The 12,971-nt window shown below is 67.6% G+C and carries 14 protein-coding genes; 4 read left to right on the top strand and 10 right to left on the bottom strand.

From position 1 onward, the window contains the following. Positions 1-11 precede the first annotated feature (11 nt). Complete coding sequence (locus AC1Q9M_RS03365) at positions 12-461, top strand: carboxymuconolactone decarboxylase family protein (protein ID WP_382323847.1); 450 nt, start codon at positions 12-14, stop codon at positions 459-461. A 200-nt stretch (positions 462-661) separates the two neighbouring features. Here the strand turns inward: AC1Q9M_RS03365 and AC1Q9M_RS03360 are convergent, their stop codons facing one another. Continuing rightward, positions 662-1,195, bottom strand: a complete 534-nt coding sequence (locus AC1Q9M_RS03360) for a GNAT family N-acetyltransferase (protein ID WP_492432410.1) — start codon at positions 1,193-1,195, stop codon at positions 662-664. Positions 1,196-1,216: 21 nt separating this feature from the next. Then, positions 1,217-1,645 (bottom strand): YciI family protein, encoded by a 429-nt coding sequence (locus AC1Q9M_RS03355; protein ID WP_492432408.1) that lies wholly within the window; start codon positions 1,643-1,645, stop codon positions 1,217-1,219. Between the two features lie 183 nt (positions 1,646-1,828). Here AC1Q9M_RS03355 and AC1Q9M_RS03350 point away from each other — a divergent pair, with 183 nt between their 5' ends. Continuing rightward, positions 1,829-2,458: a hypothetical protein gene (locus AC1Q9M_RS03350; protein WP_492432406.1), complete on the top strand. Its 630-nt coding sequence runs from the start codon at positions 1,829-1,831 to the stop codon at positions 2,456-2,458. A gap of 24 nt (positions 2,459-2,482) precedes the next feature. On the opposite strand, the gene AC1Q9M_RS03345 is transcribed toward AC1Q9M_RS03350, so the two are convergent. From AC1Q9M_RS03345 to AC1Q9M_RS03330, 4 genes are read right to left on the bottom strand one after another with little or no spacing between them, the layout of a single operon-like run. Continuing rightward, positions 2,483-2,941 carry a DoxX family protein gene (locus AC1Q9M_RS03345; protein WP_492432404.1) on the bottom strand — a complete coding sequence of 153 codons (459 nt, stop codon included), beginning with the start codon at positions 2,939-2,941 and terminating at the stop codon, positions 2,483-2,485. Next, positions 2,938-3,684, bottom strand: coding sequence for an HvfC/BufC family peptide modification chaperone (locus tag AC1Q9M_RS03340; protein ID WP_492432402.1), 747 nt, complete (start codon positions 3,682-3,684; stop codon positions 2,938-2,940). Before AC1Q9M_RS03340 ends, AC1Q9M_RS03345 begins: the two co-directional genes overlap by 4 nt. Continuing rightward, positions 3,681-4,514, bottom strand: a complete 834-nt coding sequence (bufB, locus tag AC1Q9M_RS03335; protein WP_492432400.1) for an MNIO family bufferin maturase — start codon at positions 4,512-4,514, stop codon at positions 3,681-3,683. The genes AC1Q9M_RS03340 and bufB overlap by 4 nt, the downstream gene beginning before the upstream one ends. Positions 4,515-4,521: 7 nt before the next feature. Next, positions 4,522-4,815 carry a BufA1 family periplasmic bufferin-type metallophore gene (locus AC1Q9M_RS03330; RefSeq protein ID WP_382158976.1) on the bottom strand — a complete coding sequence of 98 codons (294 nt, stop codon included), beginning with the start codon at positions 4,813-4,815 and terminating at the stop codon, positions 4,522-4,524. 141 nt (positions 4,816-4,956) lie between these two features. Here AC1Q9M_RS03330 and AC1Q9M_RS03325 point away from each other — a divergent pair, with 141 nt between their 5' ends. Together AC1Q9M_RS03325 and AC1Q9M_RS03320 are read left to right on the top strand one after the other, a co-directional pair. Beyond that, on the top strand, positions 4,957-5,520 hold the full coding sequence (locus tag AC1Q9M_RS03325; RefSeq protein ID WP_382324010.1) for a sigma-70 family RNA polymerase sigma factor: 564 nt from the start codon (positions 4,957-4,959) through the stop codon (positions 5,518-5,520). Then, positions 5,517-6,158, top strand: a complete 642-nt coding sequence (locus AC1Q9M_RS03320) for an NrsF family protein (protein ID WP_382324012.1) — start codon at positions 5,517-5,519, stop codon at positions 6,156-6,158. The genes AC1Q9M_RS03325 and AC1Q9M_RS03320 overlap by 4 nt, the downstream gene beginning before the upstream one ends. Positions 6,159-6,180: 22 nt before the next feature. Here AC1Q9M_RS03320 and AC1Q9M_RS03315 read toward each other — a convergent pair whose 3' ends face one another. The 4 genes from AC1Q9M_RS03315 to gcvT all read right to left on the bottom strand — a co-directional run bounded on the left by AC1Q9M_RS03315 (position 6,181) and on the right by gcvT (position 12,971). Beyond that, the gene (locus AC1Q9M_RS03315) at positions 6,181-8,130 is read right to left on the bottom strand and encodes a B12-binding domain-containing radical SAM protein (protein ID WP_492432397.1); all 1,950 of its coding nucleotides are present in this window, start codon (positions 8,128-8,130) and stop codon (positions 6,181-6,183) included. 318 nt (positions 8,131-8,448) lie between these two features. Next, positions 8,449-11,352, bottom strand: a complete 2,904-nt coding sequence (gene gcvP / locus AC1Q9M_RS03310) for an aminomethyl-transferring glycine dehydrogenase (protein ID WP_492432395.1) — start codon at positions 11,350-11,352, stop codon at positions 8,449-8,451. Between the two features lie 28 nt (positions 11,353-11,380). Continuing rightward, positions 11,381-11,749 (bottom strand): glycine cleavage system protein GcvH, encoded by a 369-nt coding sequence (gene gcvH / locus AC1Q9M_RS03305; RefSeq protein ID WP_382158966.1) that lies wholly within the window; start codon positions 11,747-11,749, stop codon positions 11,381-11,383. 37 nt (positions 11,750-11,786) lie between these two features. Then, positions 11,787-12,971 (bottom strand): glycine cleavage system aminomethyltransferase GcvT, encoded by a 1,185-nt coding sequence (gene gcvT / locus AC1Q9M_RS03300; RefSeq protein WP_492432393.1) that lies wholly within the window; start codon positions 12,969-12,971, stop codon positions 11,787-11,789.

Below are 12,971 nucleotides of genomic sequence, written 5' to 3'. Positions count from 1 at the left end.
GAATCTGATCTATGAATCGCGCTGTATGGTTTCAAGCCTCCCCCCAGGGCGCCAAGGCTGTTGGAACGCTGCATCACTTCGTCACCAAAGACACTGGCCTACCGAGCTTGCTGACTCATCTGGTCTTCTTACGCGTTTCACAGATCAACGGTTGTGCGCACTGCATCGACATTCATTCGCGTGATCTGCTTGCCGAAGGGATGTCGGTTGAGAAGTTGGTACTCGTTCCTGTCTGGCACGAGGCTCAGTACCTGTTCTCTGAGCAGGAGCGCGCTGCGTTAGCGTGGTGCGAGGAGGTGACGCTGGTGAGCGAGACTCATGCCTCGGATGAGGCCTACTCGGCCGCATTGACCGCGTTTGGTGAGAAGGATTTGGTTGATCTGACTCTCACGATTGCCGCCATGAATGCCATCAATCGCATGGGCATAAGCTTCCGCATGAAGCCTCGGGCCAAATCGTGAAACTGCGGGCAGATCCGCGATTGCGTGGCTGAACGCTTGCCCCGGGGCCTCCGGTCTGCCTGTAACCTAGCGACCGCTTTTGCCCCCAAAGCCGACTCACGTGTCAGAGCTGCAGATTGGAAGACCGCCGCAAAGCGGTCGTCGACATGCCTGTAGTTACAGACGGCGACGGGCCCACTGCAGACATCGCGAAGGCGAATCTACGCGGCTTGCAGGTCACTCTTGGCGGGGCGCCAATACCAGAACAAGGCAACTTCATTGATGGATGGGTTCAGGCCGCTGTAGAGCAAAGCATCGTGGCCGCCAAGCTCGAAGCCACCCTGTTCATAAAGCCGGCACGCCGGCAGGTTCGTGTTCTGCGTCTCCAGCATGACGCCTGCAAGACCCAGTTCGAGGGCACGGGCCTGGGCATGGTGGACCAGGCGCTGACCGATGCCCTGACGGCGAAACGCTGCGCCGACGACAAGATCGTGGATGTAGAGGTATCCATTCCAGTGCGGCCCGCATTGCAGTTCGCCGGCGACTTCGCTCCCTAGCAGAGCGACGTGATGCTCTGCGTCTGCAGATGATTCAGACGCCGGGTAGGTCTTGGTGAAGGGCTGGACCGGGATGGCTTCGAGCACGGTGCTGGACGCCGACAAGCTGACTCTGGCCACGCGCTCCACCAAGAAGCTTCGATCCGCCGCACTCCAGCGAGGCGCGTCCGCAGGGGCGATTCGGAGGATTTCCAACACGAGGCCTTCTTTGGTGACGGATCAGCCGGCGCGCGACTGCACCTCTTTGCGCAGCCGCTCTTCCTGCTCACGCAGTTCGGGTGTCAGCGCATCGCCAAAATCCTCGGCCGAGAAGATTTGCCGGATCTCGATTTCGGAATCGGTTCGCATGGGGTTGGGGCACTTCTTCACCCATTCGATCGCGTCCTGCAGCGAGCCGCACTTCCAGATCCAGAAGCCGGCGACCAGCTCCTTGGTTTCCGGGAACGGCCCGTCGATCACCCGCCGGTCCTTGCCCGAGAACGCGACCCGGGCGCCTCGAGAACTTGGGTGGAGGCCTTCGCCGGCCTCCATGACGCCGGCCTTGACCAGCTCCTCGTTGAACGCGCCCATCTCGGCGAATTCCTCTTGTGTGGGCATCACGCCGGCTTCGCTGTCTTTCGTTGCTTTCACCATCACCATGAATCGCATCTTGATCTCCTTGGGTTGATCGGGGCGACCATCCGCCCGCCTCAGTACGACGATTAAGGCCGCGCCATTTCGACAGCCTGCGTGAATATGACCCGCGTCACTTTACGCCCCGCGCGGGGCGCCTGAAAATTCTCGCCGGGCTTTTCAGCCGCCCGCACCTTCAACGGAAAAAGAGAGATTCCCATGCTGTCCGCCGCTGCGATCACGCGTCTGTCCCTGTCTGGCCTGCTGGCGCTGGCGCCTTGGGCGGTTGGCGCGCAGGTGGCATCGCAGATTGGGGCGGCGCGGGCAGCGGCCCTGGCCGATCTGCCCGACGATGCGGCCGGTTTGCCACCGATGCCGATGAGCGCGGGTGCCATGACGCCGATGCCGCGAAACGTGAAGAAGCTGGGCGATGGTGAACTCAGCTGCGCGCAGATTTATGCGGAAACCCAGGTGCTGGAGAAGACCAGCCAGGAGCGGGGGGCCGAGGCCGAGCAGGCGCAGGCGGCCATGATGGCCAGCCAGAACGAGATGATGAAACAGGCCAGCGGCATGGGTGGCGGCGGCGTGGGTTCGTCGGTGGGCAGCAGCCTGCTCAGCCTGATTCCCGGTGGCGGTCAGATCCAGAGCTTCGCCATGCAGGCCGCTGCCGACGCCCGCCGCGCGAGCATGCAGGATAGCGTGGAAAAAATGATGCAGGTGCAGACGCGCCTGGTGAACGCGGAGCAGGCCCGCGAGCTGGCGCAGGCGCGCAGCGAGCACCTGACCGACTTGTTCCTCAAGAAGGGCTGCAAGCTGTCCGAGGTGAAGTCCGCCGGCGCGGCGCCCTGACGGGCGAAGAGCCTCGACGCTTCGTCAATCCTCTTGGTGCGGCAGCAGCAGCGCATCGAGCGACCAGCGCCCCGCGCCGCGCCCGAGCAGATAGAGCAGCGGCACGGCCCAGGTCAGGTGGGTGGGCCAGGCGGCTGGATACACCAGAAACTGGATGACGGCGGTCATGCCTAACAGCGCGGCGGCCGAGAGCCGGGTGGCCAGCCCCAGCACGAGCAGGACGGGGAACAGGTGTTCGGCGCTGGTGGCGAGGTAGGCCGCCCACTCCGGGGGAATCAGGGGCAGCGCGTAGTCTTCCCTGAACAGCAGGAAGGTGGTGTCGGTGAGGCTGAACCAGCCTTCGACCTTGGTGCGGCCAGAGAGCCAGAAGATGCCCGCGATGCCGAGGCGGCTGGCCAGGGCGATGAGGTCGTGCGAGATCCAGCGCTCAAGCCAGAGGCGAATGGATTCGGTGGCGTGGGTCGTGCGTGCAAGGGTGTTCATGGTGCAACCGCCGTGAAGGCGCCGTGGGTGATGAGCTGGCCCAGCGTGGCGGCGAGGTCCAGGCCGGGTTCGGCCGCCAGGGCACGGGCGGCAGCGTCGGGGATGGGTTGGCCCTGGGCGCAGGCGTCGAGCAGCGCGCAGGCGCCCAGGCCGATCTCGTGGGCCAGCACCGTGCCCTGGGGCCGCGTGAGCAGCGTGTGCTGGCCGTGCCAGTGGGGCGGGTTGGGGTCGGGCAGGGCTTCGCGTGCGGCGAGCCAGAGGCTGAGGGCGGGCCATTCGGGGCAGGGGTGCCAGCGCGCGGCGGGGTGGGGCACGAGCACGCTGCGGGGCAGGGTGGTGGCGTCCAGCGCCGTCAGTGCCGCAGGCGGCAGCGTGGGTGCGTCGGCGGCCGTGTGGCACTGGTTCCACAATGCGTCGAGCCGCGCCACCTCGGGCAGCCAGGGCCATTCGCCTGCGGGGAGCGAGCGCGCCAGGTGCTGCGGAAAGCCTTCGCCGTAGCTCGCGAGGCAACCGGCCCGCGGCGGGTGTTCGCGCGCGTGCGCCAGCGCCACGGCGGCCAGCCAGTCGTCGCCGGTCAGCCGGCGCACGGCGGGGTGGAGCGCGAGCAGGCTGTCCACACAGGCTTTGAGCACGGTGTTGCGGTAGACCATGAAGCCGGGCTGGCGGCTCAGGGCGGACGAGGCGGTCTCATCGCTCGACCACAGGTCGTGCCAGAACGTGGTCTGAAAGTCGGCGTGGTTCATGCCATCACCTCGCCGAACCGGCTCAGTTGGGCATGGGCGCGGTCGCGCTCGGCCATCAGCACGTCGAAGGCGGGCAGGTTGCCGTCGCGCTCGATCAGCGTGGGCCTGGGGCCGATGCGTTCGATGAGGTGTTCATGCAGCCGCCACACCGGTTCGGCCACGGGGGCGTCGTGGCCGTCGATGAGCAGGCCTGCGCCGAGCGCCGGGTCTTCGTGGTGGCCGGCGAGGTGGATTTCCATCACGGCGTCGGCCGGCAGGCGGTCCAGCGCGTCCAGCGGGTCGGTGCCGATGTTGTGCGCCGAAACGAAGAGGTTGTTCACGTCCACCAGCAAGCCACAGCCGGTGCGGCGCACCAGCTCCAGCAGGAAGTCGGGCTCGTCCCAGTCGTGGCCCTGCAGGTGCAGGTAGTGGGATGGGTTCTCGATCGCGATGCGGCGCTGCAGGGCGTCCTGCACCCGCTCGATGTTCGCGGCGGTGTGCCGCAGGGCTTCGTGGGTGCGCACGAAGGGCAGCAGGTCGGGCGCGTAGTGGCCCGCCAGCCTGCTCCAGGCAAGGTGTTCGGACACCAGCGCCGGCTGCAGCCGGCGCACCAGCGCCGCCAGCCGCGACAGGTGGCCGCTGTCGGGCGGCTCGTGGCCAGCCAGCGAGAGCGAGACGCCGTGCAGCGCCACCGGGTGGTGTGCGCGCACGGCCTCCAGCCATGCCAGGCGCGGGCCGCCGTCCACCAGGTGGTTTTCGGCATGCACTTCGAACCACAGGCCCGCTGCCCGCGTGCTGCAGGCGGCATCGACGTGCTCGGGCTTGAGGCCGAGACCGGCGCTCAGGTCCATGGGGTGTTCAGCCCTTGACGGGTTGCAGCGCCCCCATGCCGGTGGGCGTCTTGATGCCCACGCAGGTGCCGGCAGGCACATACTTCCAGGCGTTCCCCTGGTAGTCCATCTTGGAGGTGCCCGCACACGTGGTGCCGGGGCCGGCCGCGCAATCGTTCTTGCCGGCCATCGCCACGCCATAGCAGCGTTCCTTGGCGCTGGCGGCGTTCTTGGTGTCGGGCATGTTGGACTGCGCGAGCGCGGCGCCGGTGGTGAGGGCGGCCAGCGTGGCCAGGGTGAGGGTCAGTTGCGAGGTGTTCATGAAAGGCTCCTTTGTGTAGGGCCGCGCCAACCAGTTGGTGCGTACCGATGGCTATTTCGTCGCCGCCGCTGCGCTGGTTACAGGCCCGCCGCAGAATCGATCGGCTTTTTTATTTCGGCCTGTCTGTAACCTTTTCGCGCCATGACACGAATAGCTGACGTGACCGCGACAGAACACGAATTGCACGGACTCTTTGTGGCGGGGCTGGACGGCGATGGCGCCGCCTACCACCGTTTCCTGCAGCGCCTGGCGGCGTTGCTGCGCGGCTATTTCCGGCGCCGCCTGCAGCAGCTGCCGGACGAGGTGGAAGACCTGGTGCAGGAGACCTTGATGGCCGTGCACGCCCAGCGCCAGACCTACCGCCGGGGCGAGCCGCTGACGGCGTGGGTGCATGCACTGGCCCGCTACAAGCTGGTGGATTTGTGGCGACGGCGCGCCCGCCACGAGGCGTTCAACGATCCCCTGGACGATGAGCTGGACGTGTTTGCGCAGTCAGACAGCGAGGCGGGTGAGGCGCGGCGCGATCTGGGCCGCTTGCTCGAGCAATTGCCGGATCACCAGCGGTTGCCCATCCAGCACACCAAGCTCGATGGCCTGTCGGTCGCCGAGGCGGCCCGGCTCACGGGCATGAGTGAGTCCGCCGTCAAAGTGGGGGTGCACCGGGGCATCAAGGCGCTGGCGCGCCAATGGAAAGGACAATCATGAAAACCGACGATCTGATGAATCTCCTGGCCACCGGCGCCACCCCTGTGCCCCGGCATGCGGGTGAGCGCCGTTTTGCGCTCGCGCTGGGTCTGGGGCTGGTGTGTGCGCTGGCCTGGGTGCACCTGATGTACGGCGTGCGCAGCGACCTGGGCGAGGTCTGGGCCACGCCGGCGTTCGGGGTCAAGCTGGCGATGCCGCTGGCCGTGGCGGTCAGTGGCCTGGTGGTGGTGTTCCTGCTGGGCCACCCGGGCGCGCGCGTGCGCGGCTGGGCGTGGGGGCTGTGGCTGCCCGTGGCGTTGTTGTGGGCCTGGGCGATGCTGGTGCTGGCGCAGGCGGCTCCCGGCACGCGGGCGGCGCTGGTGCTGGGCGAGACCTGGCGCTACTGCGTGTTCAACGTGATGGCCACGGCCTTGCCGGTGGGGGTCGCGCTGTTCTGGGCCCTGAGGGGTCTGGCGCCCACGCGCCCCTTGCTGACGGGGGCCGCGGCGGGTTGGCTGGCGGGCGCGGTGGGTGCCGCGGTGTATGCCCTGCATTGCCCTGAGATGCAGGCACCCTTTCTCGCCGTCTGGTACGTGCTGGGTATGGCGGCGTGCGCGTTGTTGGGCGCGCTGGCCGGGTGGCGTTGGCTGCGTTGGTAGTCCACGAAGGCGACCGCCGCGATCAAGCCCTTTCCCGTTTGTCCAGCGCCCGTTCGATGAAGTGCCGCTTCACCCGCGTCCTGGGCACCGGGTCGTGCAGGTGGCTGAACCAGGCGCGCACGTCTTCGTCCAGCCCGATGCCGTGCATGTAGTTGTAGATCGCCTTGCGCAGGCCGATGCCCAGTGCGTCGTGGTCCACGCCGGTGGGGTCGATGAAGCCGATGTCGTTCTTGGCGAAGGTCACTTCGGGCAGTGGCACCAGTTCGATGCCATACGCGGCCGGGTCCAGCCCCACGGGGGAGTGCACGGTGCACGAGAAGCGGTGGAAGAAGCCGCTCTGGATGCAGCCGTTCTCGAACAGCTGGCGCACGTACTCGAGCGAGTCCACGGTGTCCTGCACGGTCTGCGTGGGAAAGCCGTACATGAGGTACGCATGCACGAGGATGCCCGCGTCTGAAAATCCCTTGGTGACGCGCGCGACCTGCTCGACGGACACGCCCTTTTTCATGAGGGTGAGCAGCCGGTCGCTGGCCACTTCGAGCCCGCCGCTCATGGCGATGCAGCCACTGTCGGCGAGCAGTTGGCAGAGTTCGGGGCTGAAGGTTTTTTCGAAGCGGATGTTGCCCCACCACGAGACGGGCAGTTGCCGGCGCAGCAGCTCGTCGGCCAGGGCTTTCAGGGCCTTGGGCGGCGCGGCCTCGTCCACGAAGTGGAAGCCGGTCTGCCCGGTCTCGTTGACGATGGCTTCGATGCGGTCGGCGAGGGTGGCGGCGGACGCGGTTTCGTAGCGGCTGATGTAGTCCAGGCTCACGTCGCAGAAGCTGCACTTCTTCCAGTAGCAGCCGTGGGCCACGGTGAGTTTGTTCCAGCGCCCATCGCTCCACAGCCGGTGCATGGGGTTGAGCATGTCGAGCAGGCTCAGGTAGCGGTCGAGCGGCAGGCCGTCCCAGGTGGGGGTGCCCACGTCTTCGAAGGCCACCTCGGGTTCGCCGAAGTTGATGTACTTCACCGTGGCCGTGCCGGCTTCGCTGGTCTCGCGCACGAAGGTGCGCACCAGGCGCTGCCGGGAGCGCTTGCGGTCCAGGAATTCCAGCAGCGCGAGCAGGGGGCGTTCGCCGGCGTCGAGGGTGACGTAGTCGACGAAGTCGAACAGGCGGGGCTCGGCGAGTTCGCGCAGTTCGGTGTTGACGAAGCCGCCGCCCAGGGCGATGGTGATGTGCGGGTTCTGGCCCTTGATGGTCTGCGCGATGCGCAGCGCGGCGTAGAGCGCGCCGGGGAAGGGCACGGAGAGCAGCACCACGTCGGGCTTGTGCTGGGCCAGGGTGGCGAGGGTGAGGGTGTGCAGCACCTCGTCGACCAGGGTGAAGGGCGCGGCGAGCGCGGCGGCCATGGGCTCGAAGCTGGGCTGGCTGCTGGCGAGGGATTCGGCGTAGCGCACGAAGGCGAAGCGTTCGTCCACGGCGTCGCGCAGCACGTCGGCGAGGTCGTTGAGGTAGAGGGTGGCGATGTGGCGGGCTTTGTCTTGCACGCCGAGGGCGCCGAAGGCCCAGGCCAGGGGGTCGCCGCCTTCTTCGCTGAGGGCGGCGTCCACGTAGACCTCGAGCGCGCTGAAGCGGGGGCCTTCGGGCAGGAGTTCGCGCGCGGCGATGCGGTGGGCGAGGGTGGAGTCGCGGCCTTGCAGGTAGGCGATGACGGGGCCGATGGTGCCGCGGTAGCGGTCGAATTGGTCGAGGAAGGCGTGCACGCTGCCGCTGCGGTCGGCTTCGGGCTGAGCGAGTGCTTTGCCGCGCACGGCTTCGAGGCCGGCGGGGGTGAAGAGTTTGAGGACGAGCGCGAGGGCGAGGTCGGCTTGCACGGCGTCGACGCCGCGCGAGCGGAGGAAGCCGGTGATGTAGGCGGTGGAGGGGTAGGGCGTGTTGAGCTGGGTCATCGGGGGGATGAGGCTCAGCACGCGCGGGGCGTGGGTGGTCATGGCTTTTTCGGGCGTGGCGACGATGTTAAGGCTTGGGGCCTCTTTTTCGTTTTGGCGGGGTTTGTTGGGTTCGCTTCCGGCCTGCACCTCGCGGCAGGCCGGTGGCGGGATCCGACTGCTCCGGCCCTGCTCGCGGGCGGCTGCCCGGGTCCGCCACCACCCCTTCGTCAACGCCTTGGCCGGCGCGCAGCCTCTGTGGCAACCGCGAATGGGGGCCTGCGCATTCGGACGCCGCCACCGTCCTGCGAAACAACGCAGGCGCACCACCGTTGGTGTGCCCGACCTCGCCCACCCAGCAGGCGAGGGATCAGGACTTCATCAAGCGTAGTCAGACAGGGGCACGCAGCTGCAGAACAGGTTGCGGTCCCCGTACACGTTGTCCACGCGGCCCACGGGCGGCCAGTATTTGGCGTGGGCCCGGGTGGAGGCGCTGGCGGCGCCCACGTCGCGCGCATAGGGGTGTGGCCAGTCGGCCTTCATGAGGCTGGGCGCGGTGTGCGGCGCGTTCTTGAGCGGGTTGTCGTCCTGCGGCCAGACGCCGTTCTCTACCTGACGGATCTCGTCGCGGATGGCGATCATCGCGTCTATGAAACGGTCCAGCTCGTCCAGCGTCTCGCTTTCGGTGGGTTCCACCATCAGCGTGTTGGCGACCGGGAACGACAGCGTGGGCGCGTGGAAGCCGTAGTCCATCAGGCGCTTGGCCACGTCTTCGGCCATCACGCCGCTGGTGTCCTTCAAGGGCCGCAGGTCCAGGATGCATTCGTGCGCCACGTGGCCGTTGGCACTCGCGTACAGCGTGGGGTAGTGCGGCGCCAGGCGCTTGCTGATGTAGTTGGCCGCGAGGATGGCGGCTTCGGTGGCGTGCTGCAAACCCTCAGCGCCCATCATGCGGATGTACATCCAGCTGATCGGCAGCACGGCCGCGTTGCCCAGCGGCGCGGCGCTGATGGCACCCACGCCGTTGACCGGCAGACCACCCGCCGCATGGCCGGGCAGGAAGGGCACGAGGTCTTCCACCACGCAGACCGGGCCCACGCCGGGGCCGCCGCCACCATGAGGAATGCAGAAGGTCTTGTGCAGGTTGAGGTGGCTCACGTCGCCGCCGAATTCACCCGGCGCGGCCACGCCCACCAGGGCGTTCATGTTGGCGCCGTCCACGTAGACGCGCCCGCCGTGCTGGTGCACCAGCGCGCAGAGTTCCTTCACGGTGGTCTCGAACACGCCGTGGGTGCTGGGGTAGGTGATCATCACGGCGGCGAGGTGGGCGCTGTGCTGTTCGCACTTGGCCTGGAGGTCGGCCATGTCCACGTTGCCGTTGTCGTCGCACTTGGTGACGACGACCTGCATGCCCACCATCTGCGCGCTGGCGGGGTTGGTGCCGTGCGCGCTGCTGGGGATGAGGCAGATGTTGCGGTGGCTTTCACCGCGCGAGGCGTGGTAGGCCTGGATCACCAGCAGGCCGGCGTATTCGCCCTGCGAGCCGGCGTTGGGCTGCAGGCTGATGCCGGCGTAACCGGTGGCCTGGCAGAGCCAGGCGCGCAGCTGTTCGTCGAGCAGCTGGTAGCCCTGCAGCTGGTCGGCCGGGGCGAAGGGGTGCATGTTGGCGAACTCCGGCCAGGTGATGGGGATCATCTCGCTGGTGGCGTTGAGCTTCATGGTGCAGGAGCCCAGCGGGATCATGCTGCGGTCGAGCGCGAGGTCCTTGTCGGACAGCGCGCGGATGTAGCGCAGCATGCCGGTTTCGCTGTGGTGGGTGTTGAACACCGGGTGCGTGAGGAAGTCGCTGGTGCGGCGCAGTTCGGCGGGGATGAGTGGCTCCACGCCTTTTTCGAAGGTGTCGAAGACGGGCAGGGCCTGGCCGTCCTTGGCGAAGATTTTCCAGAGCAGGCCGATGTCGTCGCGGGTGGTGGTTTCGTCGAGCGAGACGATGAGGTACTCGCCCCAGGCCTTGCGCAGGTTGGCGCCATGGGCCACGGCGCGGGCCATGAGGGCGTCGGTCTGGTCCTTGGTGTGCAGGGCGAGGGTGTCGAACACGCCTTGTTCGCCGTGGTGGGTGTCGCGGTGACCGAGTTGCTCCAGGCCGCTGGCAAGGATGGCGGTGTAGGCGGCCACGCGGTTGGCGATGCGCTTCAAGCCCTGCGGGCCGTGGTACACGGCGTACATGCTGGCAACCACAGCGGGCAGCACCTGCGCGGTGCAGATGTTGCTGGTGGCTTTTTCGCGGCGGATGTGCTGCTCGCGCGTCTGCAGCGCGAGGCGGTAGGCGGGCTGGCCGTGCACGTCCACGCTCACGCCGACCAGACGGCCCGGCAGCGAGCGCTTGAATTCGTCGCGGCAGGCCATGTAGCCGGCGTGCGGGCCGCCCGCGCCCATGGGCATGCCGAAGCGCTGCGTGGTGCCGACCACGATGTCCGCGCCCATCTCGCCCGGGGGCTTGAGCAGGGTGAGGGCGAGCAGGTCGGCGGCGACGATGAAGGCGGCCTGCTTGCCGTGCACGGTGGCGGCGTCCTTGGTCCAGTCGTGCAGCCAGCCGCTGGAGGCGGGGTACTGGGTGAAGGCGGCGAAGTAGTCGCCGTCCGACAGCATGGCGGCCCATTCCTCGCCCGACATCGCGATCTTCACCGTGAGGCCCAGGGGTTTGGCGCGGGTCTGCACCACTTCGATGATCTGCGGGTGCACGTCGCCCGAGACGATGAAGGTGTTGCCCTTGCTCTTCACCGAGCGTTTGGCCAGGGTCATGGCCTCGGCGGCGGCGGTGGCTTCGTCGAGCATGGAGGCGTTGGCGATGGCCATGCCGGTGAGGTCGCTCACCATGGTCTGGAAGTTGACCAGGGCTTCCATGCGGCCTTGCGAGATCTCGGCCTGGTAGGGCGTGTAGGCGGTGTACCAGGCGGGGTTCTCCAGCACGTTGCGCAGGATCACGCCGGGCGTGAGCGTGCCGTGGTAACCCTGGCCGATGAAGCTCTTGAACACCTTGTTCTTCTGCGCCAGCGCCTTGAGCTCGGCCAGCGCCGCGGCCTCGGTGACGGCCGGTGGCAGCTGCATGCCCTGGCTGCGCGCGATGCTGCGCGGCACGATGCCGTCGATCAGCGCGCGGCGCGAGGCCTCGCCGATGACCGAGAGCATGTGGGTCTCGTCGGCCTGGCCGATGCCGATGTGGCGCGCCACGAATTCTGACGGGTTTTCGAGTTCACCGAGGGGTTTGACAGAGGGCATCAGCATGGAAGGCTCCGGCGGGAGAAGAGGCGGATCAGGCGTTGGCGAAGGTGTTGTAGGCGGTCTCGTCCAGCAGGGCGTCGACCTGGGCCGGGTCGGAGAGCTTGACCTTGAAGAACCAGCCGGCCTTGAGCGGGTCGGTGTTGGCCAGCGACGGGTCGGCGCGCAGGGCTTCGTTGACTTCGGTGACTTCGCCGCTGACGGGCATGTACACGTCGGCCGCGGCCTTCACAGACTCGACCACGCCGGCCACTTCCTTTTGCGCGAAGCTCTTGCCGACTTCGGGCAGGTCGACGAACACCACGTCGCCCAGCGCGTCCTGCGCGTGCACGGTGATGCCGACGGTGGCGATGCCGCCGTCAACGGTGATCCATTCGTGGTCTTCGGTGTACTTGGTGGTCATGAAAAAGCTCCTGAAAAAAGAAACGAAAAAAGTGAGATCAGCCGCGGAAGTATCGGTTGGGCACGAAGGGCATGGCGCTGACTTCCATGGGCACGGGTTTGCCGCGCACCATGGCCACCACGGGCGTGCCCAGGGCGGCGTGTTCGGGTGTGACGTAGCCGATGGCGATGGGCTTGTTGGCGCTGGGGCCGATGAGGCCGCTGGAGGTCTTGCCGATCACCTCGCCACTGGTGTTCTGCAGTTCGACGTTCTCGCGCACGGGCACCCATTCCTGGGCGATCAGGCCCACGCGCTTGCGGGTCAGCGGTTCGCTGCCGTCGAGCTGCGCGAGCACGCGCGCCGCGCCGGGGAAGCCGCCCGCGCGCGCGCCGCCGGTGCGGCGCACTTTCTGCATGGCCCAGTTGAGCCCGGCTTCCACCGGGGTGGTGGTGGTGTCGATGTCGTTGCCGTAGAGGCACAGGCCGGCTTCGAGGCGCAGCGAGTTGCGCGCGCCCAGGCCGATGGGCATTACTTCGGGCTGGGCCAGCAGGGTGCGCACGAACTGGTCGGCGCGGTCGCCGGGCAGGGATATCTCGAAGCCGTCTTCGCCGGTGTAGCCGCTGCGGGTGATGAAGAGGTCGGCACCGTGCCACGGGAAGGGCGAGCCGGTCATGAAGATCAGTTTTTCGACGCCGGGCACGAGGCGCTGCAGCACGTCCACCGCCAGCGGGCCTTGCAGCGCGAGCAGGGCGCGGTCGGGCAGGGGGATGACTTCGCAGCGCGAGCCGATGCGCGCCTGGATGTGCGCGATGTCATCAGCCTTGCAGGCGCCGTTGACGATGACGAAGAGGTCGTGCCCGCGGTTGACGAACATCAGGTCGTCGATGATGCCGCCCTCGTCGTTGAGCAGCAGGCCGTAGCGCTGCTTGCCCACGCCGAGGTCGATCACGTCCACCGGCATGAGCGTCTCGAAGGCGGCGGGGGCGTCGGGCCCGACCAGGCGCAGCTGGCCCATGTGCGAGACGTCGAACAGGCCGGCGGCCTTGCGGGTGTGGTGGTGTTCGGCCATGAGGCCGGTGGGGTACTGCACCGGCATGTCGTAGCCGGCGAAGGGCACCATGCGGGCGCCCAGTTCGACGTGGAGCTTGTGCAGCGGGGTCTGGAGAAGCGGGGCGGCGGCAGCGGGCACGGCAGAGGCTTTCAGGCAAGGGGGCAGGCCCCGGTGGGGCGAAACACGGTTCAT

Source organism: Hydrogenophaga sp. GW823-FHT04C09, assembly GCF_058796355.1.
This window is presented reverse-complemented; position numbering and strand designations above follow the sequence as displayed.